General features: G+C 61.8%; 22 protein-coding genes and 3 pseudogenes. 5 read left to right on the top strand and 20 right to left on the bottom strand.

All coding sequences use genetic code 11. From position 1 onward, the window contains the following. Nucleotides 1–132: 132 nt before the first annotated feature. A complete protein-coding gene (gene rho / locus NGJ21_RS20975; protein WP_003253661.1) occupies nucleotides 133–1392 on the bottom strand; it encodes a transcription termination factor Rho in 1260 nt (419 codons plus the stop codon). A gap of 227 nt (nucleotides 1393–1619) precedes the next feature. After that, on the bottom strand, nucleotides 1620–1949 hold the full coding sequence (trxA, locus tag NGJ21_RS20970; RefSeq protein ID WP_012316792.1) for a thioredoxin TrxA: 330 nt from the start codon (nucleotides 1947–1949) through the stop codon (nucleotides 1620–1622). A gap of 243 nt (nucleotides 1950–2192) precedes the next feature. Between trxA and ppx the strand changes: the two genes are divergently transcribed. Continuing rightward, complete coding sequence (gene ppx, locus NGJ21_RS20965) at nucleotides 2193–3695, top strand: exopolyphosphatase (RefSeq protein ID WP_251962607.1); 1503 nt, start codon at nucleotides 2193–2195, stop codon at nucleotides 3693–3695. Here ppx and ppk1 read toward each other — a convergent pair. Next, nucleotides 3682–5862, bottom strand: coding sequence for a polyphosphate kinase 1 (gene ppk1, locus NGJ21_RS20960; RefSeq protein ID WP_371928099.1), 2181 nt, complete (start codon nucleotides 5860–5862; stop codon nucleotides 3682–3684). The genes ppx and ppk1 overlap by 14 nt on opposite strands. A 275-nt stretch (nucleotides 5863–6137) precedes the next feature. Between ppk1 and NGJ21_RS20955 the strand changes: the two genes are divergently transcribed. Then, nucleotides 6138–6782 (top strand): DedA family protein, encoded by a 645-nt coding sequence (locus tag NGJ21_RS20955; RefSeq protein ID WP_080952215.1) that lies wholly within the window; start codon nucleotides 6138–6140, stop codon nucleotides 6780–6782. Nucleotides 6783–7283: 501 nt separating this feature from the next. Here NGJ21_RS20955 and NGJ21_RS20950 read toward each other — a convergent pair. After that, nucleotides 7284–7910, bottom strand: a pseudogene (locus NGJ21_RS20950) (sterol desaturase family protein); the annotation flags it as partial. A gap of 113 nt (nucleotides 7911–8023) precedes the next feature. Here NGJ21_RS20950 and elbB point away from each other — a divergent pair. Then, the gene (gene elbB / locus NGJ21_RS20945; RefSeq protein WP_115273149.1) at nucleotides 8024–8689 is read left to right on the top strand and encodes an isoprenoid biosynthesis glyoxalase ElbB; all 666 of its coding nucleotides are present in this window, start codon (nucleotides 8024–8026) and stop codon (nucleotides 8687–8689) included. On the opposite strand, the gene NGJ21_RS20940 is transcribed toward elbB, so the two are convergent. From NGJ21_RS20940 to NGJ21_RS20930, 3 genes are all read right to left on the bottom strand, one after another. Continuing rightward, entirely contained in the window at nucleotides 8690–9142 is a 453-nt protein-coding gene (locus NGJ21_RS20940; protein WP_012316798.1) for a YaiI/YqxD family protein, read from the bottom strand. A gap of 191 nt (nucleotides 9143–9333) precedes the next feature. After that, on the bottom strand, nucleotides 9334–9582 hold the full coding sequence (locus NGJ21_RS20935) for a DUF3077 domain-containing protein (protein WP_115273150.1): 249 nt from the start codon (nucleotides 9580–9582) through the stop codon (nucleotides 9334–9336). Then, nucleotides 9579–9842, bottom strand: a complete 264-nt coding sequence (locus tag NGJ21_RS20930) for a hypothetical protein (RefSeq protein WP_012316800.1) — start codon at nucleotides 9840–9842, stop codon at nucleotides 9579–9581. The genes NGJ21_RS20935 and NGJ21_RS20930 overlap by 4 nt, the downstream gene beginning before the upstream one ends. 520 nt (nucleotides 9843–10362) lie before the next feature. Here NGJ21_RS20930 and NGJ21_RS20925 point away from each other — a divergent pair. Further along, the gene (locus NGJ21_RS20925; RefSeq protein WP_115273151.1) at nucleotides 10363–10818 is read left to right on the top strand and encodes an REP-associated tyrosine transposase; all 456 of its coding nucleotides are present in this window, start codon (nucleotides 10363–10365) and stop codon (nucleotides 10816–10818) included. A 6-nt stretch (nucleotides 10819–10824) separates the two neighbouring features. On the opposite strand, the pseudogene NGJ21_RS26155 reads toward NGJ21_RS20925, so the two are convergent. From NGJ21_RS26155 to NGJ21_RS20890, 8 genes and pseudogenes are all read right to left on the bottom strand, one after another. Then, nucleotides 10825–11010, bottom strand: a pseudogene (locus NGJ21_RS26155) (hypothetical protein); the annotation flags it as partial. 276 nt (nucleotides 11011–11286) lie between these two features. Next, nucleotides 11287–12267 (bottom strand): RHS repeat-associated core domain-containing protein, encoded by a 981-nt coding sequence (locus NGJ21_RS20920; RefSeq protein WP_115273152.1) that lies wholly within the window; start codon nucleotides 12265–12267, stop codon nucleotides 11287–11289. Nucleotides 12268–12367: 100 nt separating this feature from the next. Then, nucleotides 12368–13789 carry an efflux transporter outer membrane subunit gene (locus NGJ21_RS20915; RefSeq protein ID WP_204919192.1) on the bottom strand — a complete coding sequence of 474 codons (1422 nt, stop codon included), beginning with the start codon at nucleotides 13787–13789 and terminating at the stop codon, nucleotides 12368–12370. Continuing rightward, nucleotides 13786–14661, bottom strand: a complete 876-nt coding sequence (locus tag NGJ21_RS20910; protein WP_012316803.1) for an efflux RND transporter periplasmic adaptor subunit — start codon at nucleotides 14659–14661, stop codon at nucleotides 13786–13788. The genes NGJ21_RS20915 and NGJ21_RS20910 overlap by 4 nt, the downstream gene beginning before the upstream one ends. Continuing rightward, entirely contained in the window at nucleotides 14658–14870 is a 213-nt protein-coding gene (locus tag NGJ21_RS20905; protein WP_251962606.1) for a DUF1656 domain-containing protein, read from the bottom strand. Before NGJ21_RS20905 ends, NGJ21_RS20910 begins: the two co-directional genes overlap by 4 nt. Continuing rightward, a complete protein-coding gene (locus NGJ21_RS20900) occupies nucleotides 14867–16954 on the bottom strand; it encodes an FUSC family protein (protein ID WP_251962605.1) in 2088 nt (695 codons plus the stop codon). The genes NGJ21_RS20905 and NGJ21_RS20900 overlap by 4 nt, the downstream gene beginning before the upstream one ends. Beyond that, nucleotides 16951–17403 carry a MarR family winged helix-turn-helix transcriptional regulator gene (locus tag NGJ21_RS20895; RefSeq protein ID WP_046788346.1) on the bottom strand — a complete coding sequence of 151 codons (453 nt, stop codon included), beginning with the start codon at nucleotides 17401–17403 and terminating at the stop codon, nucleotides 16951–16953. Before NGJ21_RS20895 ends, NGJ21_RS20900 begins: the two co-directional genes overlap by 4 nt. Before the next feature lie 102 nt (nucleotides 17404–17505). Beyond that, the gene (locus NGJ21_RS20890; RefSeq protein WP_046788345.1) at nucleotides 17506–18303 is read right to left on the bottom strand and encodes a tetratricopeptide repeat protein; all 798 of its coding nucleotides are present in this window, start codon (nucleotides 18301–18303) and stop codon (nucleotides 17506–17508) included. Nucleotides 18304–18509: 206 nt separating this feature from the next. On the opposite strand from NGJ21_RS20890, the gene NGJ21_RS20885 reads away from it, so the two are divergent. After that, a complete protein-coding gene (locus tag NGJ21_RS20885; protein WP_115273154.1) occupies nucleotides 18510–19067 on the top strand; it encodes a WYL domain-containing protein in 558 nt (185 codons plus the stop codon). A gap of 11 nt (nucleotides 19068–19078) precedes the next feature. Here the strand turns inward: NGJ21_RS20885 and NGJ21_RS20880 are convergent, their stop codons facing one another. From NGJ21_RS20880 to NGJ21_RS20860, 5 genes and pseudogenes are all read right to left on the bottom strand, one after another. After that, nucleotides 19079–19942, bottom strand: coding sequence for an ABC transporter permease (locus NGJ21_RS20880; RefSeq protein ID WP_251962604.1), 864 nt, complete (start codon nucleotides 19940–19942; stop codon nucleotides 19079–19081). 14 nt (nucleotides 19943–19956) lie between these two features. Further along, nucleotides 19957–20819: pseudogene (locus tag NGJ21_RS20875) on the bottom strand (ABC transporter ATP-binding protein). Nucleotides 20820–20825: 6 nt separating this feature from the next. Next, a complete protein-coding gene (locus NGJ21_RS20870) occupies nucleotides 20826–21845 on the bottom strand; it encodes an ABC transporter substrate-binding protein (protein ID WP_115273157.1) in 1020 nt (339 codons plus the stop codon). A gap of 17 nt (nucleotides 21846–21862) precedes the next feature. Then, nucleotides 21863–22762: a TauD/TfdA dioxygenase family protein gene (locus NGJ21_RS20865; protein ID WP_237860246.1), complete on the bottom strand. Its 900-nt coding sequence runs from the start codon at nucleotides 22760–22762 to the stop codon at nucleotides 21863–21865. 217 nt (nucleotides 22763–22979) lie between these two features. Then, nucleotides 22980–23321, bottom strand: coding sequence for a hypothetical protein (locus NGJ21_RS20860; RefSeq protein WP_039603601.1), 342 nt, complete (start codon nucleotides 23319–23321; stop codon nucleotides 22980–22982). Between the last annotated feature and the right edge of the window lie 43 nt (nucleotides 23322–23364).

Here is a 23364-nt window from a genome sequence, read left to right as displayed (position 1 = left end):
AAAATGACTTGGGGCCGCTCCGCGCCCCATCGCCGGCAAGACGGCTCCCACAAGGATCGCAGAGGACCTGTAAGAGCCGGCTTGCCGGCGATGGGCTGCGAAGCAGCCCCAATCACTGCCAGCCTGAAACGCTTACTTACGCTTCATCGACAGGAAGAACTCGTCGTTGGTCTTGGTCTGCTTGAGCTTGTCGACCAAAAACTCGATGGCGGCGATCTCGTCCATCGGGTGCAGCAGCTTGCGCAGGATCCACATGCGCTGCAGTTCGTCATCAGCAGTCAGCAGCTCTTCACGGCGGGTGCCCGAGCGGTTGATGTTGATGGCCGGGAACACACGCTTCTCGGCGATGCGACGGTCCAAGGGCAGTTCCATGTTGCCGGTACCCTTGAACTCTTCGTAGATCACTTCGTCCATCTTCGAGCCGGTTTCTACCAGCGCGGTGGCGATGATGGTCAGCGAACCGCCTTCCTCGATGTTACGCGCAGCGCCGAAGAAACGCTTCGGCTTCTCCAGGGCGTGGGCATCGACACCACCGGTCAGCACCTTGCCGGAGCTCGGGATCACGGTGTTGTAGGCACGCGCCAGACGGGTGATGGAGTCCAGCAGGATGACCACATCCTTCTTGTGCTCGACCAGGCGCTTGGCCTTCTCGATGACCATTTCGGCAACCTGCACGTGGCGGGTTGGCGGCTCATCGAAGGTCGAGGCAACCACTTCACCGCGCACGGTGCGCTGCATTTCGGTCACTTCTTCCGGGCGCTCGTCGATCAGCAGAACGATCAGGTGGCACTCGGGGTTGTTACGGGTGATGTTGGCCGCGATGTTCTGCAGCATGATCGTTTTACCCGCTTTCGGCGGGGCGACGATCAGGCCACGCTGGCCCTTGCCGATCGGCGCGCACAGGTCGATGACGCGGCCGGTCAGGTCTTCGGTGGAACCGTTGCCGGCTTCCATCTTCAGGCGCTTGTTCGGGAACAGCGGCGTCAGGTTTTCGAAGAGGATCTTGTTCTTCGCGTTTTCCGGGCGATCGAAGTTGATCGTGTCGACCTTGAGCAGCGCGAAGTAACGCTCCCCTTCCTTCGGCGGGCGGATCTTGCCGACGATGGTATCGCCGGTACGCAGGTTGAAGCGGCGGATCTGGCTGGGCGAGACGTAGATGTCGTCAGGGCCGGCCAGATAGGACGCATCAGCCGAACGCAGGAAACCGAAACCATCCTGGAGAATCTCCAGCACGCCGTCACCTGAGATCTCTTCGCCGCTTTTCGCGTGCTTTTTCAGCAGGGCGAAAATCACGTCCTGTTTGCGCGAACGGGCCATGTTTTCGATGCCCATCTGTTCGGCCATTTCCAGCAGATCGGTAATCGGCTTTTGCTTGAGTTCAGTCAGGTTCATAAGGGGAATGACGTAATCATGTATGAAGGGAGGATTAAGCTTCTGGCTTAATGAAGCCGCGCCGCTAGAAGGCGATAGGATCGCGCACAGATTCTAATTAGGAGTGCGTCGGCGACGGCGTGCAGGGGGCACTGGAGAAACAGTGCGAGGCCGAATGTAACACTTGCTTTTTTCGACGTCTAGTGGGTTGGAAAAGAAAAGCCCCGGAATTTCCGGGGCTTTTCACATCACAGGTGGGCGTCGAGGAACGCGGCCAGCTGGGATTTGGACAAGGCGCCGACCTTGGTGGCCTCGACGTTGCCGTTCTTGAACAGCATCAGCGTCGGGATGCCACGCACGCCGTGCTTGGCCGGGGTTTCCTGGTTGTCGTCGATGTTCAGCTTGGCGACGGTCAGTTTACCCTCGTAGGTGGTGGCGATGTCGTCCAGCACCGGAGCGATCATCTTGCATGGGCCGCACCATTCAGCCCAGTAGTCGACCAGCACCGGGCCTTGGGCTTGCAGGACTTCGGCCTCAAAGGTGGCGTCGGTGACGTGTTTGATAAGATCGCTGCTCATGGATATCTCCAGGGTCGTAAGCAAAAAACGTGGCCCATCATAGCCGCACCCACGCGCTACAGGAAGTCGCGGACGATTGAGTGTCACTATAGTTGTGCAAGACGCCACGAATCGAAACTGTCACAGAAGTGTCATAGCATCGACTGGCACATTGCCTTGCATCAAGCCCTGGCGAGTCGCGCGTTGGCGACAGCCTGCTAACGTGGCACGATTGCCGGGTTACCGACCGAGACTACTCAGATCATGCCGCATACCTTAGCGAAGAACCTGTCCCTGATTGCCGCCATCGACCTGGGCTCCAACAGTTTCCACATGGTCGTGGCCAAGGCTCACCATACCGAGATCCGCATCCTGGAGCGGCTCGGGGAAAAGGTTCAGCTCGCCGCTGGCATCGACGAAGCACGCATGCTCAGCGAAGAAGCCATGGTCCGGGGCCTGGAATGCCTGAAGCGCTTTGCCCAGCTGATCAACGGCATGCCTGCGGGGGCCGTGCGCATCGTTGGCACCAACGCCCTGCGCGAGGCGCGCAACCGCAACGAATTCATCCAGCGTGCCGAAGTGATCCTCGGCCACCCCGTGGAAGTGATCTCCGGCCGCGAAGAAGCGCGCCTGATCTACCTGGGCGTGTCCCACACCCTGGCCGACACCCCTGGTAAACGCCTGGTCGCCGATATCGGCGGTGGCAGCACCGAGTTCATCATCGGCCAGCGCTTTGAGCCGCTGCTGCGTGAAAGCCTGCAGATGGGCTGCGTCAGCTTCACCCAGCGCTATTTCCGCGATGGCAAGATCACCCCGGCCCGCTACGCCCAGGCCTACACTGCCGCGCGCCTGGAGCTGATGAGCATCGAGAATGCCCTGCACCGCCTGACCTGGGATGAAGCGATAGGCTCCTCCGGGACCATCCGTGCCATCGGCGCCGCAATCAAGGCCGCTGGCCTGGGCAATGGCGAGGTCAACGCCGACGGTCTGGCCTGGGTCAAACGTAAGCTGTTCAAGCTGGGCGAGACCGACAAGATCGACTTCGACGGGGTCAAACCCGACCGCCGCGCCATCTTCCCGGCCGGCATGGCGATTCTCGAGGCGATTTTCGACGCGCTGGAACTGCAACGCATGGACCATTGCGATGGCGCGCTGCGTGAAGGTGTGCTGTTCGACCTGCTTGGCCGCCACCACCACGAAGACGTGCGCGAACGCACCCTGAACTCGTTGATGGAGCGCTACCACGTCGATCAGGGCCAGGCTGCGCGCGTCGAGCGCAAGGCGCTGCACGCCTTTGACCAAGTGGCCAAGGCATGGGGCCTTGGAGAGGGTAACTGGCGCGATCTACTGGGCTGGGCAGCCAAAATTCACGAAATTGGCCTGGACATTGCCCATTACCACTACCACAAGCATGGTGCCTACCTGATCGAGCACTCCGACCTGTCGGGCTTCTCGCGTGAAGACCAGCAGATGATGGCGCTGCTGGTACGTGGCCACCGCCGCAACATCCCCAAGGACAAGTTCGCCGAACTCGACGATGAAGGCGTGAAACTGCTGCGCCTGTGCGTACTGCTGCGCTTCGCCATTCTGTTCCACCACATCCGTGGCACCCAACAGATGCCCAAGGTGCAACTGCAGGCCGCAGACAATAGCCTCGACGTGGCCTTCCCGGCCGGCTGGCTGGAGCAGAACCAGCTGACCCAGGCCGACTTCGCCAACGAGGCGGAGTGGCTGGCCCGGGTCAACTTCGTCCTCAGCGTACGTTAAGTACCGGGTTGCTCAGGCGCTCCAGCAGGGTCGCCTGGGCACTGCGCGGGTTCTGGTTGCCGGTCGGGCTGCTGCGCACATAGCGCCCGTCGGGCTGCAGCGTCCAGGCATGGGTGTTGTCGGTCAGGTAGCCTTCCAGCTCCTTCTTCACCCGCAGCAACAGCTTCTTGCCCTCCACCGGGAAGCAGGTCTCGACACGCTTGTCGAGGTTGCGCTCCATCCAGTCGGCGCTGGACAGGTAGATCTGCTCTTCGCCGCCGTTGAGGAAGTAGAACACCCGGGTATGCTCCAGGAAGCGGCCGATGATCGAGCGCACCTGGATATTGTGCGAAACCCCCGGGATGCCTGGGCGCAAGCAGCACATGCCACGCACCACCAGGTCGATCTTCACGCCCGACTGGCTGGCCTTGTACAGGGCCTTGATGACCTTGGCATCGGTCAGCGAGTTGAACTTGGCGATGATGTGCGCGGGCTTGCCTTCCAGGGCGAACTGGGTTTCCCGGGCAATCATGTCGAGCATGCCCTTTTTCAGGGTGAACGGCGCGTGCAGCAGTTTTTTCATGCGCAAAGTCTTGCCCATGCCGATCAACTGGCTGAACAGCTTGCCGACGTCCTCGGTGAGGGCATCGTCGGAGGTCAGCAGGCTGTAGTCGGTGTACAGGCGAGCATTACCGGCGTGGTAGTTACCGGTGCCCAGGTGGGCGTAGCGGACGATCTCGCCCTGCTCGCGGCGCAGGATCAGCATCATCTTGGCATGGGTCTTGAAGCCCACCACGCCATAGATCACCACGGCGCCGGCGGCCTGCAGGCGGCTGGCCATCTGCAGGTTGGACTCTTCGTCAAAGCGCGCGCGCAACTCGATCACCGCGGTGACCTCCTTGCCGTTTCGTGCTGCATCCACCAGTGCGTCGACAATTTCCGAGTTGGCGCCGGAGCGGTACAGCGTCTGACGAACGGCGAGCACGTGCGGGTCCTTGGCGGCCTGGCGCAGCAGGTCGACCACGGGGGTGAATGACTCGAACGGGTGCATCAGCAGGATGTCCTGCTTGCTGATGACACTGAAGATGTTGTCGGCGTTGACCAGCAGCTTGGGGATCGCCGGGGTGAACGGCGTGTACTGCAGCTCCGGGTGGCTGTCCAGGCCGGTGATGCTGAACAGGCGGGTCAGGTTGACCGGGCCGTTGACCTGGTACAACTCGCTCTCGCTCAGGCTGAACTGCTTGAGCAGGTAGTCGGACAGGTGCTTGGGGCAGGTGTCGGCCACTTCCAGGCGCACGGCATCGCCGTATCGGCGCGAGAACAGCTCACCGCGCAGGGCGCGCGCCAGGTCGTCGACTTCTTCCGAATCCAGCGCCAGGTCGGCGTTACGGGTCAGGCGGAACTGGTAGCAACCCTTGACCTTCATGCCCTGGAACAGGTCGTCGGCATGGGCGTGGATCATCGAGGACAGGAACACGTAGTTGTCCCCAGGGCCACCGACCTCTTCCGGCACACGGATGACCCGCGGCAGCAGGCGCGGTGCCGGGATGATCGCCAGGCCCGAATCACGACCGAAGGCATCGACCCCTTCGAGTTCGACGATGAAGTTAAGGCTCTTGTTCACCAGCAACGGGAACGGGTGCGTCGGGTCGAGGCCGATCGGGGTGATGATCGGCGCAATCTCGTCACGGAAGTAGCGGCGCACCCAGGTCTTGAGCTTGGGCGTCCAGTAACGGCGGCGGATGAAGCGGATCGCGTGCTTTTCCAGTTCCGGCAGCAGCACGTCATTGAGGATGGCGTACTGGCGCTCCACTTCGGTGTGCACCAGCTCGCTGATGCGCGCCAGCGCCTGATGCGGCTGCAGGCCGTCGGCACCGGCCTGTTCACGAGCAAAGTTGATCTGCTTCTTCAGGCCCGCCACGCGGATCTCGAAGAATTCATCGAGGTTGCTGGAGAAGATCAGCAGGAACTTTAGGCGCTCGAGCAATGGGTAGGACTCATCCAGCGCCTGCTCCAGCACGCGGATGTTGAACTGCAGCTGCGACAGCTCGCGATGAATGTACAGGCTGCTGTCGTCCAGGCTCGGGATGGCGATGGCCGGCGCGGGGGCAGTATGCACGGGCGCGGGGGCTGCGGCCTCTACTGCAGGCTCCGGGGCCTCTGGCAGATCCGGCGGGGTCTGCACCATCTCTTCGGGGACTGCCTGAGCGTCCTTGATCGCGACAGGGGTTAGCACTTCATTATTCATCTGGCGTTCCTGGAGGACGTTAACGCCCTATCATCAATTGAGCGGGACGATAAGCGGCCATTATGACGTCTGTGTTACATCTATAGGCAAGCCCGCGACTTGTGGCTGAAGCCATTGTCCTTGTACGAATTGTTCACGTCGAGACGCATCTGGACACTTTCACGAACGCGCGTGAAGGGGTAGGCTGCGCGTTCATTTCGCCAGCACCTCAGAAAATGCTTCAACAATTCCTGCAGGATTTCGGCTATTTTGCCCTTTTTCTAGGCACCTTCTTTGAAGGCGAGACCATCCTGGTGCTTGCAGGATTCCTTGCGTTCCGCGGGTACATGGACATCAGCCTGGTGGTGATCGTGGCATTCTTCGGCAGCTATGCCGGCGACCAGCTGTGGTACTTCATGGGCCGCCGCCACGGGCGCAAGATCCTCGCGCGCAAGCCGCGCTGGCAGGCCATGGGCGACCGGGCGCTGGAACATATCCGCCGCCACCCCGACATCTGGGTACTGAGCTTCCGCTTCGTCTATGGCCTGCGCACGGTCATGCCTGTGGCTATCGGCCTGTCCGGCTACCCACCCCGCCGTTATCTGCTGCTCAACGGCATCGGCGCAGCCGTCTGGGCCTTGGCCCTGGGCGCAGCCGCGTACCACTTCGGCGCCATTCTTGAAGGCATGCTGGGCAACGTGAAGAAGTACGAGCTATGGGTGCTCGGTGGCCTGCTGCTGCTCGGCGCCCTGCTGTGGCTGCGGCGGCGTTTTCGCACCTTGCGCGCCGAGCGCAAGGCCGCGGCACAGGCCCAGGCCGCCGAGGCTGAGCAGGCTGTAAAGCGCGAGCAGGGCCCAGACCAAGGGCGTAACAACCCCTAAGCCCAAAGCGCCAGCCAGATACAGCGCAGGCACATTCAACAACAGGCGCGCCAGCTCCAGGCGCCCTGCCCACGGCCGGTTTTCCAGGGCCGCGCCCAGGGCGAACAACCCCAGCGCCATCACCGACCAGCCAAGCACCAGGGCCGCCGTCGGCACCTGCTCTGCAACACCCATCAGGTAGCTGCCCAATGCCACGTAAACGGCGAACTGCAGCACCACATAAACCTGCTGCGCCCGCCCCAGGGCAACCTCGAACTTACGGAACAGCGCCAGGTTCTGCTTGGCCTGTGGATAACGCGCGGCCACATCCGCCGGCCGCCAGCCAGTGGGCATGAACCAGATACGCAGTTTGTCCCACAGGCTATCGGTACGCCGGGCATCGTCCCAGAGCTGGGCATAGAACTGCAGGTTGGCCCACAACGGGTTCCAGCTGGCCAACGGCGTGGTCACGCCAAACACCACCGGCTCGGCCGGGTCTTCTTCCTTGAAGGTGCCAAACAGACGGTCCCAAAGAATGAACACACCGCCGTAGTTGCGATCCAAGTAAACAGTATTTTGCGCATGGTGGACGCGATGGTTGGACGGTGTGATCAGTATCCATTCGAGCCAGCCCAACTTGGGAATGTGCCGGGTGTGCACCCAGAACTGGTACAGCAGGTTGAGCGACGCCACTGTAATGAACACCCCTGGCGACACGCCGATCAGCGCCAGCGGCAGGTAGAAGATCCACGAAAAAAGGAAGCCGCTACTGGTCTGGCGCAACGCGGTGGTGAGGTTGTACTCCTCGCTCTGGTGATGCACCGAATGGGCTGCCCACAGCACATTGCGCTCATGCCCCAAGCGGTGCAGCCAGTAATAGCAGAAGTCGTACAGCACGAACGCCACCAACCAGACCCAGACGGCGTGGTCCGGCAGGTGCAGCAGCGCCAGATGCTCCCACGCCAGTGCATAGGTCACCAGCCCTGCCCCCTTGGTCAGCAGCCCGGTACTGGTGGACAGCACGCCGGTGCTCAGGCTGTTGATCGAATCGGCCAGCGTGAAATTGCGCTGGCCGCGCACATGGTCGGCGACCAGTTCAACCGCGATCAGCACGAAAAAGAACGGTACGGCCAGCAGAATCAGGTCCATGGACAGCTGCCTCGAAGGGTATCCACACAGATTAGGATGCACCCAAGGCAACCCCTATGGCCACATCTGCCAAACTAGAGGACATTTAGCGCCTCGACACTGGAGTAATGAGCATGACGAAAAAAGTAGCGGTGATTCTTTCCGGCTGTGGCGTCTACGATGGCGCCGAAATCCATGAAAGCGTGATCACCCTGCTGCGCCTCGACCAGCGCGGCGCACAGGTGCAGTGCTTCGCGCCGAACATCGCGCAGATGCATGTGATCAACCACCTCACCGGTGAGCAGATGCCTGAGTCGCGCAATGTACTGGTGGAATCGGCGCGCATCGCCCGCGGCGAGGTCAAGGACATCAGCGAGGCCAGGGCCGAGGACTTCGACGCGCTGATCGTGCCGGGTGGTTTCGGGGCGGCGAAGAACCTGTCCGACTTTGCCGTCGAAGGTAGCGATTGCACGGTCAACCCGCAGGTACTGGCCTTGGCCGAGGCCTTTGCCGAAGCTTGCAAGCCGGTTGGCCTGATGTGCATTTCACCGGCACTGGCGGCCAAGATCTACGGCCCTGGCGTGGTCTGCACCATCGGGAACGATGCCGATACTGCTGCTGCGGTGACCAAGATGGGTGGCACCCATGAAGAGTGCGATGTGCATGACATCGTTGAGGACACCCAGCGCAAGCTGGTGACCACGCCGGCGTACATGGTGGCCAAGTCGATCAGCGAGGCGGCTGGCGGCATTTACAAGCTGGTGGATCGCGTGCTGGAAATGACCCACGAGGCTGACTGATCAGCCCTTGGCCAAGCGGGCCAGAATACGGTCCAGCGCATTGGCGAACGCCTGCTTTTCGCGTTCGCCATAAGGCCCCTGCCCTCCGCCGGCCTGGCCCTGCTCGCGCAACTCGGTAAACAGGTTGCGCACTGCCAGCCGGTCGCCCATGTTGCGCTCGTCGAATTCACGGCCGCGTGGGTCCAGCGCCGCTACCCCCTTCTTGATCAGGCGGTCGGCCAGCGGCACGTCGCTGCAGATGACCAGCTCACCTGGCACGGCGTGCTCGACCAGGTAATCATCGGCGGCATCCATGCCGCTGGGTACCACGATCAGCCGCACAACGGCGAAGGCCGGTTTGGCCACGGCCTGCCCGGCCACCATGACCACCTCGAGCTTGCGCTTGAGGGCGAATTTGACGATCAGGTCCTTGGCTGCCTTGGGGCAGGCGTCGGCGTCGATCCATATGCGCATTGCATTTTTCCTCTTGAAGCAGGAAGGGCTTTGCCCGATGCCGTTCAGTTGAGCGATTTGGGGCCGCTTTGCGGCCCCGAAACGGCCATGTTACTCGTCCCGGCGAAAGAAACACGCAATGGCACATCTATTTCAATGGCCCTGTGCAGTTGCAGAAGCAGCAATCGCAACAAATGGAGCCTGCGCAGCCCTCAGTGAGCCTCGTTCATCCCCCGCTCCAGATCATCGATCAATGCCTTGGCCATCTCGCTGAGAATCCGCGCCGCGCTGCCAGCGATGCGGTCGTTTTCCATTTCTGCTTCTGTGGTGAGGTGGCGGATGCAGCCGAGCAGTACGGAAAGCTGCGAGAACGCATGATCGAACGGAACATCAGGCCTGAGGCTGAACAGGTCGAAGGTTTCTACGCCTGCCGTTGATGCTTGGTTGAGGCCCTCGCTCATTGTGATGCTCCTTGCGCACCGGCGTGCTCGTTCAGCGCATTGATCATCCGGCACAGCAGGCGGATGTTCATGCCCATGGCGTCACGCACAGGGCCTTGCGGGCTGTCGAGCAGCACGCTGGAGGTCTGTTTGATGGTCAGGGTCAAAGCGCAGATGAGTGCGTTGCACTCTTGGGTGTTGGGCGGTTCCGGGAGCGAGATGGCGGGAGGGTCGAGCAGAAGCAGGGCGGATGGAGGTGGGTCTGGGACGAGCTTTTTCATGGCGGATCTCCGTATGTTGGGCTGACCTGCCTTCCTCCTCGTCTCACGGATTTGGGTGGCAGTCGTGCACGGGGTGAGACCCGGGACATACGGTAACCCCGGCCAGACCGAAGCCTGCCCGCGCACGACCGCCATGGAGCGGCGCTACCGAATGTGAACCGGGTGTCTCACGCCCGATCGCCTTGCGAGGCGACCCGAGGACATTATTCCCGGAGCGCTTGCCAGCCAAGACGGCACCTTCCGATAGGCGTCGTAGGATAAGTCGCCAGAGTGAAAGAACAGAAGCATTTGGTTTCAGGTTCAGAAATGTCTTACGGCTTGCGACTGCTGCGAGGGCTTCGCCCTCGATCGCCGGCAAGCCGGCTCCCACAAGTACAGTGCAGACCTCAAGAACTGCGCGTTCCCTGTGGCCGGCTTGCCGGCGATTGGCTACCCCGCGGAAACAGCAGGTACCAATTGCGTCCAACCTGATAAAACCGTCGCTACTAGCCTCACAGGCAAACCATAGGAGGCAGGGAACATGGATCGTCCCCATTCAAATCAGCTAAGGCTTGGCCGGTTCTCAGAAAGGCATCGGTTGTACCTTCTCACCAGCACCACATTGCACAGGGCCCCTGTACTGGGTGGGTTTCACTCGGCCCGCTTGTTGGTCAGCCAGCTACGCCAGGCCGAGGCAGAAGGTGCGGCGCGGTCTTTAGCCTGGGTGGTAATGCCTGATCATTTCCACTGGTTGATCGAGCTGGGGCCGGTGAGCCTGAAAACGTTGATGCGCCGGGTGAAGTCGCACAGCACCTGTGCCATCAACCGCCATCTCGGGCGATATGGGAGGCTTTGGCAGAAGGGGTTTCATGACCGGGCGTTGCGGCGAGAAGAAGACGTGCAGGCTGTGGCGCGGTACATCGTCTTGAACCCTAAGCGCGCAGGTCTGGTTGAGCGGGTGGGGGATTATCCGCATTGGGACGCGATCTGGGTTTGACTGCCATGGCCACATCGCCTGCCCCGTGTCACCGTGGCAGATCGAGCAGTTGTGTGCATACAACGAAGCACCACGGGCGGGGTCCGGGGTAATCACCGGCGCCTGACGGACTTCGTAGGCCACGGCCAGGCGCGCGCCCAACTGGCCGTCACGCACGGTCGGCGGATAGTCGGCACCGATATAGTCGAGCAAACCCTAAAAATCATAATTTTCCTTGTAGCGTGAGAAACATTTGCCTGATGATGCCGAAGTGAGGATTTCCGCAATGAAGGCTGTCGGCTACTCACGTTTAAACCGAGTGTCTCACGCCCGATCGCCTTGCAAGGTGACCTGAGCACAGTATTCCGGGAACACTTTCCAGCCAAAACGACACCTTCCGACAGACGCCGTAGGATAATTCGACTGAAGCATTTGGTTTTATATTCGGAAATTTCTTACGACTGCAGGGTTGGCAATATGCCGCGTACGCTACGCATGCCCTCCCACCTGGCGAATAATCACGGTTTTACCCTCCACCTCAAAGTGAACACGGGTACCGCCATTGAGGCGGAACTGATAAATCCCTAAATCTTTCCTATAAAGTTTGTAGTCTACATCACCTAAAGGCAATACAGCTTCCCAAGGCGGCAGCCCCTTATTGTGAATCGAATTTTGAAATTCATCGAATTTCTGCTGCTCAACTTTAGTCAGTACTTTCAAATTTTTTCTCACGTCCGCCTTGTTTAGTTTCCAGCCTTGGTTTTCTTCTGAGAATGCGTTTGAAAATACAGAGCTTGGTGAGCTGTACCGTTCACCCAATGGAGGGCTCCCTCCTGACAAGGGGGAGGGGGAGGATAATAATGACGAGCTGGAGGCAGTCGAAATAGATCGGTTCATCGCAGGCTTCCTCGAAGCGCGGGTCTTCTGCGAATTGGGAGACACAATCAATGAGTGAGGCCTTTTCATGTGTGCCGGCAATACTCCCTTAGTAGGCATATGCCCGGTCGGGTCACTGAAATTGACAGGATCACCGGAGACATACGCATAGCCATTCAACCCACCCTCGCCAAATGGGCTCAAGCTGTCAGTACTTTGAAAGCGCATCAGCACAGGGTTGTACAGACGATAGCCCAAACCTAGAAAATAGTGCCCTGTCACAGCGTCCCGTGTTTCTCCATTGAAACCGGGCAACCCTGGGAGATCGGCGCTTTCCTGCTTGGAGCCGTAAGGTGGGTAGGCAAAACTTTGTGCTTCGCCGCTTACCGAAGCCATGAGCACAGAGTCTTTGGCGTCCATCGTAAGCACTACGGTTTGCAGTGCGTTGTCGTCACAACGCAACTGCGCTAACAGTAAGCCCCTCGCCCGCAACACCGTTCGCGTTGACTGGCCCTCCACCTGTGTCACAAGCCGGTCTTGCGCGTAAAAAAACTGGGTACAGGACAGTTCTCGACCCTGCGTGTTCTGGCTCATGGTGGTTTGACCTCGTATCGGGCCCAGACCATGCTGATGCAGTTCGTGGCAGCTCGCTACTGGCAAAAGTGACAGGTATCGCCACGACCCTGTTCCGCCCTCACTGCTTCACCGCAGCGCCCTTCCACCCACCGCCCAACGCCAGGAACACACCGATCTGCCCCATCGCCACCTGGCTATTGGCCGCCGCCAGCTGCGCGCGCATGTCCGTGTAGGTCCGTGTCGCCTGCAAGTCCGCCAGGAATGACTCACGCCCCGCCTGGTAATAGCGGTGCGTCTGGTCCGCCGCTTCTTTTGCCGACTTCTCCGCCTCGGCCAGCGCATCACGCCGGTCGAGCAAGGCGCTGTACTGGGCCAGGCGGGTCTGGGTTTCGCGAATGGCGTTGAGCACCACGCCGTCGAAATGCGCCAGCGCCGCCTGGGTCGAAGCCTCAGCCATGCGAATGCGGGCACGGGTGCCGTTGGTGGGGATGTTCCAGCTGATCTGCGGGCCGAAGCCCCAGCGGTTGGTCGCAGGCTCACCCAGGTTCTCGAGAATACCGATGGTACCAACCTGGGCGCCGATGCTGATGTCGGGATACAGGGCGCCCGTGGCCACGCCGATATTCGCTGTAGATGCCGCCAGCTGGCGTTCGGCCTGGCGCACGTCGGGGCGGCGCTTGAGCAGCGCGGCGCCATCACCGACCGGCAACAGCTGGTTCAGGTGTGGCAGCTCGGCACACTCGGCAGTGCCGGCAGGCAGTTGCTCCACAGGCTTGGCCAGCAGCGCGGCCAAGGTATACAGGCCGGTTTCACGCTCGGCCTTGAAGCGCGGCAACTCTGCGCGCAGCGATTTGAACTGGGTCTGCGAGCGAGTGACCTGGGTTTCGTCACCCCGGCCAGCATCACGCAGGCGCTGGTTGAGCTGCACGCTCTGCTGCTGCAAGCCGAGCGACTCGCGGGCGATGTGGTATTCCTCGTTGGCCGAACACACCTGGGTGTAGGCCTTGACCACATCGGCCACCAACGTGATGCGGGCGGTATCGGCAGCGGCCTGCACAGCGTCGGCATTGGCTTTGGCCGCTTCGGTGCCACGCTTGAAGGTACCCCAGAGGTCAAACTGGTAGGAAGCGCTGATGATCGCATCACCGATGTTGGCCACTGGCACCTTCTCGGTCAGCAAAAATGCCTCGCCAGACTCCTGCAACCGCTGGGCTCCGGCTTTGATGCCACCGTTGAATCCACCCTGGGACTGGGCTACCTCGACCTGCGCACGGGCCTTGGCAATGTTGGCCGCAGCCACGCGCAGTTCGGTGTTGGCACTCAACGCCTGGCGCACCAGCTCATTGAGGCGTTGATCCTGATACAGCTGCCACCAGTCCTCGGGTACCGGCGCCGACACGACGCTGGCAGCATCCTGGCGCAGCGGCCCACTGAGGTCGCTGCGCTGCACTGCCGCGTCCTTGGGCACTTCATAGTCCGGGCCTACCATCATGCAGGCACCAAGAGACAGGCAAAAGCCAGCCAGGATCAGCTGTTTCATGGGCGCGGGCCCTCGATGATCGACACCGTGGCGGTACGCCCGGCGATCATGCGGAAGTCTTGCGGCACTTCATCGAAGGCGATGCGCACCGGGATCCGCTGGGCCAGGCGCACCCAGCTGAACGCCGGGTTGACGTTGGGCAGCAGGTTGCTGCCGCTGCTGCGATCGCGGTCCTCGATACCGGCGGCAAAGCTCTGCACGTGGCCACGCAGGCGAGTGTTGTCGCCCATTACGCGGATGTCCACGGCATCGCCAATGTGGATGCCGCCCAATTTGGTCTCTTCGAAATAGCCATCGACGTGATACGAAGCACTGTCGACGACCGAAAGCACGGGGCGGCCGGCCGTGACGAATTCGTGGTTTCGCGGCGCGCGGTCGTTGAGGTAACCGTCCACCGGGCTGCGCACCACCGAACGGTCCAGGTTGAGCTGGGCGGTGTCGACCGCCACTTGGGCCTCGCTCACCGCCGAACGGGCACGGGCCTCGCGGGACTGGCTTTCTTCCAGTTGCTCGGCCGCCACCAGGTTGCCCAGCTTGCGGTTGCGCTGCGCTTCGCGAGAGGCCTGGGCCAGGGTTTCCTGGCGTTCGCCAAGGGTCGCCTTGGCCTGGCGCAGCGCCAGGGTGAAGCGGTCCTGGTCGATGGTGAACAGCACGTCGCCGCGCTTGACGGTCTGGTTGTCACGCACTTCGACTTTCTGGATCAACCCGGAAACATCCGGGGCGATCTGGATCACGTCGGCGCGGATGTGGCCGTCGCGGGTCCAGGGGGCGAACATGTAGTACACCACCATCTGCCACACGAGCACGGCGGCGAAGGTCACTACCAGCAAGGTCAGGACCACACGGCCCAGGGTCAGCAAAGGTTTTTTCATGGCAGCATCAGGCTTCGGCAAAAATGGTCCACCGCGCCAAGCAGCACGGCATACAAAGCAACGTTGAACAACGCCCGGTGCCAGACCAGGTGGTAGAAGTGCAGGCGCACCAGCACCGCGTGCACCCCGAGAAACAGCAGGTAGGTGCAGACCATCATCACCAGCAGCGTGGGCAGGAACACCCCGCTGATATCCAGTTCACCGATCACAGGGGCGCTCCGTCGAGCCCGGGGGGCAGTTGCGGTTGTTCGGCAGGCTCGAGCATCACCTCGACACCCGGCAGCAATGCCAGGCGCAGGCCGCTCAGGGCATGCAGCAGGTGCGTGCGGGCATCGCCACGTTCGTACAGTTCATCCAGGTTCAGCGCCAGGCGTGCCCGCTCCATGTTGCGCAGCAGCGGTGCAGGGGCATGCAGGCGCTGACCGGCACGCAGGCACGCAGCGTAGTGGCCGCCCACTTCCTCGATCACCGTTTGCAGGCGCTCGCGGGCCTGGGTGCCTGCACGCGGCAGGTAGGCCAGCAGGTCGAGCAGGTTCAGGCCCACGCGCAGGTCGCGCAGGGCTGCGCCACTGTCCTGGCCGGTCTGCGACAGGCGCGGCAGGTGCTGCATCAGGCGGTCGAGCATCTGCACGCCGAGCTGGCGACGTTCGGCCAGGGTCGCCGGGGCAGTCATCTCGACGATGTCCCGCCAGGCGAAGCGAGTCATGCGTTTGGCGGCCAGTTCCACACCGAACGGGCGCATCACCAGGGTCCAGATGAATGCGAACAGAAGCCCTGCAGGGCCTGCCAGGTTGGAGTTGAGGAAGGTGAAGAAATCGGCGTCGTAGGCGCCCTGGATACTGATGAAGGTCGAGGTGTTGACGATGGTCAGCAAGGTGCCCAGGTAGAAGCGTGGCTGCACGGTCAGGGTGCCGACGCAGATGAACGGCACCGCGAAGGCCAGCACCAGCATCGGGAAATCGTGCAGGTTGGGCAGCACCAGGAACAGGTACAGGCTGGAGAAGATGACCGACATCAACGTCCAGAAAAAGAACCGGTAGATCTGCGGTGCCGGGTCGTCCATGGCGGCGAAGAAGCTGCACGACACGGCGGCGAGGATCACCGCGCTGGCGCCGTCGTTCCAGCCCAGGCCGATCCACAGGCCGCAGGCGACGATGATTGCCAGCACGGTGGAAACCACCGAATAAAGCATCAGGCCACGGTCGAAGAACGGTGTCAGGCGGCCCAGGCGCCAGTGGCGGTAGACCGCGCGCCAGGGCTTGGCGTCATCCGTGCGCAAGGCGTGCTGCAAGGTACAGCAGTCCTGCCACAGGTCGGCCCATTCGGTCAGCCGGTAAAGCGCATTGGACAGCAACAATTCGGCGCGCTGGTCGAGCGCGGCGGCGCCGGGCTGCAGGCGGTCGATCTGTTCGTGCAGGGCAGTCCAGCGTGCTACCGAGGCGCTTTGTGCTGTGCCCTCGAGCCATTCGCGGGCGGCGGCGAGCACTGGTTGCAGCTGGGCGAACTGCGCCGGGGCGCGGCCTTCGAGCGCCACCAGGGCGTCGTCAAGGGCGTCGATCACCGGCAGCAGATGGATCATGCGCCCGCGCAGCTCGCGGGCGTTCTTCAAGGTATGCGGGCCTGCACCCTCGTGGCCGAGCTGGCCAATCATCAACTCCAGCGAGTTGAAGGTGGCAACCATGGCACCACGCATGCCGCCCACTTTGTCCGCAGCAACATCACGGGCGAGGTAGGTATCGCTGTAGCGGATCGCTTCGCTGAACCAGCTTCCGGTCGCGCCAACCACCACGGGCGCCAGGCGTCGTGGCCAGAAAATCGCGCCGACCACGGCTGCGCAGACAATCCCCAGGCAGATTTCCTGGGCACGTGAAGAAGCAACGTCGAACACTGCCAGCGGGTTGTCGACCACCGCCAGGGCGATCATTGGCAGCGTATAGCCGGCCAGCATCAGCACGTAGTTGTTCGCGGTGCGCAGGTTCAGCGAGAGGTACAGCAATGTGCCAGTCCACAGGGCGATCGCGACGGTCAGCAACAACGGCGACTGCACCAGCGGCGGCACCAGGAAGATTGCCCCGCCAGCGCCGAGCAGCGTGCCAAGGGCCCGATACAGGGCCTTGGAGCTGGTAGGCCCAACGAATGGGCTGGAAACGATGTAGACGGTTGCCATCGCCCAGTAGGGGCGCGGCAGCTGCATGAGCAGTGCGATGTACAGCGCGATCATCGACGCGGCAAAGGTACGCACACCATAGAACCAGTCGCGGGCCGGCGGTACCGAACTGAAAAAACCGTTCATGCCACCCCGCCAGTGCTTCCAAGGCCTGCTGCCTCGAAGGCGCGGAGCACGCGCAAGGCGGCATGCAGGTCGGCCTCATCGATACCCTGCAGCACTTCGTGGCGTACGCGCACCAGTTCGGCTTCGATGGCTTCGGCCAAGGCACGGCCCTCGGCTGTCAGGCTCAGGGCCTTGGCACGGCGGTCCAGCGGATCCTCGCTGCGGCATACCAGGCCAGCCTTGCACAGCTGGTCAAGCAGGCGCACAAGCGACGGGCTTTCCAGGCCAGCGGCCTGAGCCACGGCTACCTGGTGCACGCCATCGCCCAGGCGCACGATCATCAGCAAAGGTGCGGCGCAGGCTTCGGAAATGCCGTAGCTGGTCAGGGCCGTATGGCAAATGCGCCGCCAATGGCGGGCGGCAACGACCATGCCGGTGCTGACTTGCAGGCGCAGTGAGTCAAGCGTCATGTAAAGAACCAAGGATATTCATAGTTTGCTAACTATCAATATACGCCTGGCCCTCCCCCTGTCGTCAACCGGGGGCGACGGGGGGAATACATGAATTGTTGTTCATTGAGGCTGAACCTGGTCCTCCAACTTCATCGCCAGCGCCAATGTACTGCCCATCTGCACTGCCCGATCCCGCCAATCCAGATAGCGCGCCGCATCGCAACGGCTGAAATGCACTGCCAGCTCCTCGGCCGCCTGCATGACCCCGGTCGCTGCCGCCAGCTCCAGCCAGTACAGCCCGGCCTTGATATCAGCGTCCACACTCAGGCCATGCAACAAACGGTAGCCCACCTCGAAGCGGCAACGCACCTCGCCCCGTTCGGCCCCACGAAGAAACCACTGGTAAGCCTGAGCCAGATCGACCTGCCAGCCCAGTTGCGCATCGCACACTTCTTCCTCGTACAAATCGCCGAGTGCGGCGGCTGCATCGAGCATGCCCCGGTCAAAGGCATGGCGATAGCACTCTGCGGCCTGGACGTAGGAAACCTCCACACCCTTGCCGAAGTAGTGCTGCTGCCCCAGGTTGAACCAGGCTGCGGCATTGCCCTGCATGGCCGCCATGCGCAGCAGGTGCCCGGCCAGCACGGTGTCGGCACGCCAGTACTTGCCATTGAGCCAGACCCAGCCCAGGTCATTGAGCGCCGCCACATGGCCGGCCAGCGCTTGATGGCGCAGGTCGGCATACACCGCTTGCAGGTCCGCCGCTTCGTCCAGGCGGTTGACCAGCAGCGCCCGCTGGCTGGGCAACCCCACCCCGGCGAACAGCCGCTGCCGCCTGCCAGCGGGGGTCGGCGCGGGAATGACCTGCTCAGGCAGAAGACGGGCGAGCAGCGAGTGGATATTGCTGACAGCTGACATGTTCATCCTCATTGAACGACCCACAGGCCTTACTGCGGCTGTGATGAGGCGTGATTCTGCGCGACGTCACGTCAAAACCTGTCGCGAACGATTCGGCGCCAGGCAACCAATTGGCGGTTCCTTGATCTGAACGGATCGTGGCTAATTGCCATGACCCACTAATGCCGCCATCCTGATGCGGCAAGCCTAGACAAGGACGTTACCTTTTGCCGTTCGCCACCACCCGCGCCACCCTCAGCCGTCAGTGGGCGCTGCTGCGCCAGCTACCCAGCCGTTCCCCGGGCATTACCAGCGCAGAACTGGTGTGGCGCCTGCGCGATGTGGGTTTCACCGTCAGCAAACGCACGGTGGAACGCGACCTCAATGAGCTGTCGTTGATCTTCCCGCTGGAGCGCAACGACAAGAGCATTCCGTTCGGCTGGCACTGGTCGGCGAATGCCTTGGGTGAGCTGCGTGGGAATTTCGACCTGCAGGGCTACTTGCGCGGTGAGGCGCTCCAGCCGGCGCAAGGTGGTGGGCTGGCGCTGCAAGCCTGGGTCAACGACAGGGTGGCACGACAGTTACGTGATCAGCCGTTGAGTGCAGACATGCAGCTGACTGCCCTGGAGCACGGGCATCGGCTGCAGGCCACGATGGAAGATGGCTGGGCGTTACGCTGGTGGGTGTTGAGCCAGGGGGACGGGGTGAAGGTGGAGCAGCCGGATGAACTGCGCAGTGAGATTGCCAAGACCCTGAGCAATGCGGCTGCGCAGTACCAAAATTAGGCCGCTACAGATCAGCGCTGCATCCCCCAGCGCCGCACGGTCACCCGTTCCAGGGTATTGAACACCAACCCCTCGACCAGCAGCCCGATCAGGATCACCACCGCCAACCCGGCAAAAACCTTGTCGGTATACAGCTCGTTGCGGTTCTGGAAGATGTACCAACCCAGCCCGCCCTTGCCGCTGCTCGCGCCGAACACCAGCTCGGCGGCGATCAGCGTGCGCCAGGCAAATGCCCAGCCGATCTTCAGCCCCGACAGGATTGACGGCAGTGCCGCGGGCACCAGGATGTGCAGCACCAGCCGCAGCCCTTTGAGGCCATAGTTGCGCCCAGCCATGCGCAAGGTTTCAGAAACGCCAAGAAAACCCGCGTAGGTATTCAGCGCCAGCGCCCAAAGCACCGAGTGCACCAGCACGAAGATCAGGCTGTTATCACCCAGCCCGAACCACAGCAGGGCCAGCGGCAGCAGGGCAATCGCCGGCAGTGGGTTGAACATCGAGGTCAGCGTGCCCAGCAGATCGCGCCCAAGCTGGGTCGATACCGCAAGGCTGGTAAGGCCGAATGCCAGGACGATGCCCATCAGGTAGCCCTTGAGCAGGATTACCAGCGACACGCCGACCTTGGCCGGCAGCTCGCCGCTGCGCAGGCCGTCCCACAGCGCCGCGGCAGTCTGCAAAAAGCTCGGTAGCAGCAGGTCATTGCCCTGGTAGCGGGCAATGGCTTCCCACAGTGTTGCGATCACCACAAGGATCACCGCCTTGCGTAACCAGCCTTGCTGCCACAGGCGCTGGGCCAGCGGCAGGTTGCGTTCCAGAGGCACACTGAGCAGCGGCTCCAGCTGCACCTCGTATTCCTGACGTACAGGTGTAGTGGTCATGGCTCAAGCTCCTGTCAGTAGGCAATGCGGATGTCGTTGAAGCCCAGGTATTCGGCCTGCTCGGGGCATCGACCTCGTCGAACAACAGCCGATGGATGCGCCGGGCGCTGGCCTGGAAGTCACTGGCGCCGAGGCTGCCAAGGTCGTACTGATGGCTGTGCACCTCGGCCCGTACCCGCCCCGGATGGGGTGACAGCAACAGGATGCGGTTACCCACCACCAGCGCCTCCTCGATGGAATGGGTGACGAACAACAAGGTGAAGCGCACCTCCTCCCACAGCAACAGCAACTCTTCCTGCATCTTGCGCCGGGTAAGCGCATCGAGTGCGGCGAACGGCTCATCCATCAACAGGATCTTCGGTTGCGTGGCCAGTGCACGAGCAATTGCCACGCGCGCTTTCATGCCGCCCGACAGGGTATGCGGATAAGCGTCGGCAAAAGCCGCCAGGCCAACCTTGTCCAGGTAATGCAACGCTCGGTCTTCGGCCTCGGCGCGCTTGAGCTGGCCAGAAACGAGCAGCGGGAACATGACGTTCTGCTTCACCGTCTTCCACGGCGGCAGCTGGTCGAACTCCTGGAACACCACGATGCGATCGGGGCCAGGGCCGGTGACCGGCTGGCCCTGCAGCAGGATCTGCCCTTGCTGTGGGCTGATGAACCCGGCTACGGCCTTGAGCAGCGTGGACTTGCCACACCCCGAGGGGCCCAGCAAGACAAAACGGTCGGCACGGTCGACTTCGAAGCTGACCTGATGGGTGGCCCGCACCACGCGCTGCGCGGTACGGTATTCGAGGCTCAGGTTATCCACCTTGAGCAACGGCGGTGTAGCCACACGGCTAAGGTTGCTGGCCGTGTGGCCTGGCAATGGGGCGGTCATGGTCGGTCAGCTCCCCTGCAGTGGGCGTTCATCCTGGAAGAAGTAATCCTTCCACGACTCAGGCTTGTGCTTGATGGCGCCTACCCGGTAGAGGAATTCGGCCAGCTTGTAGGTGTTCTTCGGCGTTACGGTGAACTCGTACTGGGGGTTGTCGATCAGCTTGATCAGCACATCGCGGTCAATCTTGGCCTTGGTGACGCGGATATAGGTATCGGCAGCCGCCGCCTTGTCCTTCTGGGCAAAGTCCGCAGCCTCGGCCAGGGCATCGACGAACGCCTTGTAGGTCTTGGGGTTGTCGTTGCGGAATTTCTCGGTGGCAAACAGCACGGTCGGCGAGTTGGGGCCGAGCAGGTCATAGCTGTTGAGCACCACGTGCACGTCTTTGTTGGCCAGTGCCTGGTCCTGGAACGGCGGGTTGGAGAAGTGCCCGTTGAGCTCGGTGCCGCCAGCCAGCAACGCAGCGGTGGCATCTGGGTGCGGTACGGCAAGGGTGTACTTGTCGAGGCGGTTGTATTCCTTCTCGCCCCACTGCTGGGCAGCGGCGTACTGCAGGAAGCGCGATTGCACCGAGACGCCCACGGCCGGCACGGCAATGCGGTCCTTGCCGGAAATGTCGGCGATGGTCTTCACGTTCGGGTTGCTGCTGACCAGGTAGTACGGAAAGTTGCCCAGCGAGGCCACCGCCTTGACGTTCTGCCGGCCTTTGGTGCGGTCCCATACCGTCAGCAACGGCCCAACGCCGGCACCGGCGATGTCCACCGCGCCGGACAACAGCGCGTCGTTGATCGCAGCACCCCCGGATAGCTGGGCCCAGTCGACGTCGATGTCGATACCCTGCTCCTTGCCGTGCTTTTCAATCAGTTGCTGATCACGCACCACATTGAGCAGCAGATAGACAATGCCGAACTGCTCGGCAATGCGGATCTGGCCTTCGGCATGGGCCACCGTGGGGGCCGCAAGGCTGCCCACGACCAAGCTTGCACCCAGGGAGATACTTGCCGCCAGGCGGCTGATGGATTTGCGCATGATGGTTTCCTCAGTCGTCAGAACGGGGCATCGCCCTGGATGGTGGTACGGAAAAGTTTGCGTCGCAGGTGCGCCGGGCAGCCTGTGGCGAGGTGGGTCAGCGAGCGGTTGTCCCAGAACACCAGATCGTGTGCCTGCCATTGGTGGCGGTAGATGTTCTGTTCGAGCACGCTCAGGGCATAAAGCTGCTGCAGCACGTCGCGGCTTTCATCATCCGGCAGACCGACGATGCGGGTAGTGAACCCTTCGCTGACGAACAGTGCCTTGCGGCCGTTTTCCGGATGGGTTCGTACCACCGGATGGACCACTTCCTGCACCTGTGCAAGCTGCTCGGCGCTAAGGGTCGGGCGCCAGTTGCCTTCGAACTTGGTCTCGGCATAACGGGCGGTGTAGGAGTGCGCGGCACTGCGGCCCTCGACCTGCTTGCGCAGCGCTTGGGGTACCGCGTCCCAGGCCTTGTGCATGTCGGCGAACAGGGTGTCGCCACCTTCGCTGGGCAACTCCTGGGCGTGCAGCATGGAGCCCAGGCTTGGGAGTTCCTTGTATGACAGGTCCGAATGCCAGAACTTGCCGGCATCGCCCAGGCCGATGTTGTGGCCGTTCTCGATGATGTTGGAGACGATCAGGATCTCGGGGTGGCCTTTGAGCAGAAACTGCTTTAGCACATGGATCTGCAGTTGGCCGAAGCGGCGGCTGAAGGCAATCTGCTGTTCAGGGCTGATGCGCTGGTCGCGCAGCACCAGTACATGGTGCTCGAGGTGGGCGTGATGAATAAGGCTGAAGTCCTCGGCGTTGACCGGTTTTGCCAGGTCCAGGCCGATGATCTCGGCGCCAACGGCACCCGAGAACGGGCGGATTTCAAAGGTTTGCGGCTGAGCGCTGTGGTTGGACGACAAGGCGTTCGAGGCGACGGACATTTTTCACTCCCACGCAGTGCGCGACTTCGATGACGCGCAACGATCAGAAACGCACGGGGTTTAGCCGTGTGGGTTCAAGTCGTGCGGCGCATCGATTGGTCGACGGGTACGCAGTGGAGTGACTATAAGGTAATAAGAAAAATATTTTAAATACCGTTAATGAATAACGATATGAGGGTGGCAGCTGTCTGCCGGGTAAGCAGGCAAGTACAGCGGATTAAATCAACCCGCCCTCCTCCTCGTCCTCGATCAGATTGTTCAAGCTGCCGAGCGCCTTGCGCGCAGTCGAGCGACTGAGCAGCTTGGCCTGGGCGCCAGGCGGCAGGTCGGTGATGCTGAACACGCCTTTGGCAGTCAGCACCTCGATCAAGTCTTCAAGCACCCGGATCATGTCCAAGTCGCTCTGCTTCAGCTGCTTCAGGCTGTTTTCGACGACATCGTCAGCAAACCACTCCTGTATCTCGGCATGATCTGCCGGGAGGATCTCCGTATGTTCGGCATAGGGTGCAGCTTCTACCCGCAGCAACTGGCCCTCGGCGTCGCGTTGCACGTAGAACATGGCGTCGTCCCTCGTCACGATGGTTCCTTGTTGGTAGTCAGCA

This window comes from Pseudomonas sp. Marseille-Q5299 (genome assembly GCF_943737035.1).
Taxonomy (GTDB): Bacteria; Pseudomonadota; Gammaproteobacteria; order Pseudomonadales; family Pseudomonadaceae; genus Aquipseudomonas; species Aquipseudomonas putida_E.
Note: the sequence above shows the minus strand (reverse complement) of the source record. Positions and strands in the feature narration are given on the sequence as shown.

Bases quoted from the DNA above. Each gene is read 5' to 3' on its own strand.
- NGJ21_RS20925 (WP_115273151.1), top strand. From the start codon at position 10,363: ATGGATCGTCCCCATTCAAATCAGCTAAGGCTTGGCCGGTTCTCAGAA.
- NGJ21_RS20880 (WP_251962604.1), bottom strand. From the start codon at position 19,942: ATGACCACTACACCTGTACGTCAGGAATACGAGGTGCAGCTGGAGCCG.
- NGJ21_RS20915 (WP_204919192.1), bottom strand. From the start codon at position 13,789: ATGAAACAGCTGATCCTGGCTGGCTTTTGCCTGTCTCTTGGTGCCTGC.
- elbB (WP_115273149.1), top strand. From the start codon at position 8,024: ATGACGAAAAAAGTAGCGGTGATTCTTTCCGGCTGTGGCGTCTACGAT.
- NGJ21_RS20910 (WP_012316803.1), bottom strand. From the start codon at position 14,661: ATGAAAAAACCTTTGCTGACCCTGGGCCGTGTGGTCCTGACCTTGCTG.
- NGJ21_RS20940 (WP_012316798.1), bottom strand. From the start codon at position 9,142: ATGCGCATATGGATCGACGCCGACGCCTGCCCCAAGGCAGCCAAGGAC.
- trxA (WP_012316792.1), bottom strand. From the start codon at position 1,949: ATGAGCAGCGATCTTATCAAACACGTCACCGACGCCACCTTTGAGGCC.
- NGJ21_RS20895 (WP_046788346.1), bottom strand. From the start codon at position 17,403: ATGACGCTTGACTCACTGCGCCTGCAAGTCAGCACCGGCATGGTCGTT.
- NGJ21_RS20955 (WP_080952215.1), top strand. From the start codon at position 6,138: ATGCTTCAACAATTCCTGCAGGATTTCGGCTATTTTGCCCTTTTTCTA.
- NGJ21_RS20935 (WP_115273150.1), bottom strand. From the start codon at position 9,582: ATGAGCGAGGGCCTCAACCAAGCATCAACGGCAGGCGTAGAAACCTTC.
- NGJ21_RS20870 (WP_115273157.1), bottom strand. From the start codon at position 21,845: ATGCGCAAATCCATCAGCCGCCTGGCGGCAAGTATCTCCCTGGGTGCA.
- NGJ21_RS20865 (WP_237860246.1), bottom strand. From the start codon at position 22,762: ATGTCCGTCGCCTCGAACGCCTTGTCGTCCAACCACAGCGCTCAGCCG.
- NGJ21_RS20900 (WP_251962605.1), bottom strand. From the start codon at position 16,954: ATGAACGGTTTTTTCAGTTCGGTACCGCCGGCCCGCGACTGGTTCTAT.
- ppk1 (WP_371928099.1), bottom strand. From the start codon at position 5,862: ATGGTGCAGACCCCGCCGGATCTGCCAGAGGCCCCGGAGCCTGCAGTA.
- ppx (WP_251962607.1), top strand. From the start codon at position 2,193: ATGCCGCATACCTTAGCGAAGAACCTGTCCCTGATTGCCGCCATCGAC.
- rho (WP_003253661.1), bottom strand. From the start codon at position 1,392: ATGAACCTGACTGAACTCAAGCAAAAGCCGATTACCGATCTGCTGGAA.
- NGJ21_RS20920 (WP_115273152.1), bottom strand. From the start codon at position 12,267: ATGAGCCAGAACACGCAGGGTCGAGAACTGTCCTGTACCCAGTTTTTT.
- NGJ21_RS20860 (WP_039603601.1), bottom strand. From the start codon at position 23,321: ATGTTCTACGTGCAACGCGACGCCGAGGGCCAGTTGCTGCGGGTAGAA.
- NGJ21_RS20890 (WP_046788345.1), bottom strand. From the start codon at position 18,303: ATGTCAGCTGTCAGCAATATCCACTCGCTGCTCGCCCGTCTTCTGCCT.
- NGJ21_RS20930 (WP_012316800.1), bottom strand. From the start codon at position 9,842: ATGAAAAAGCTCGTCCCAGACCCACCTCCATCCGCCCTGCTTCTGCTC.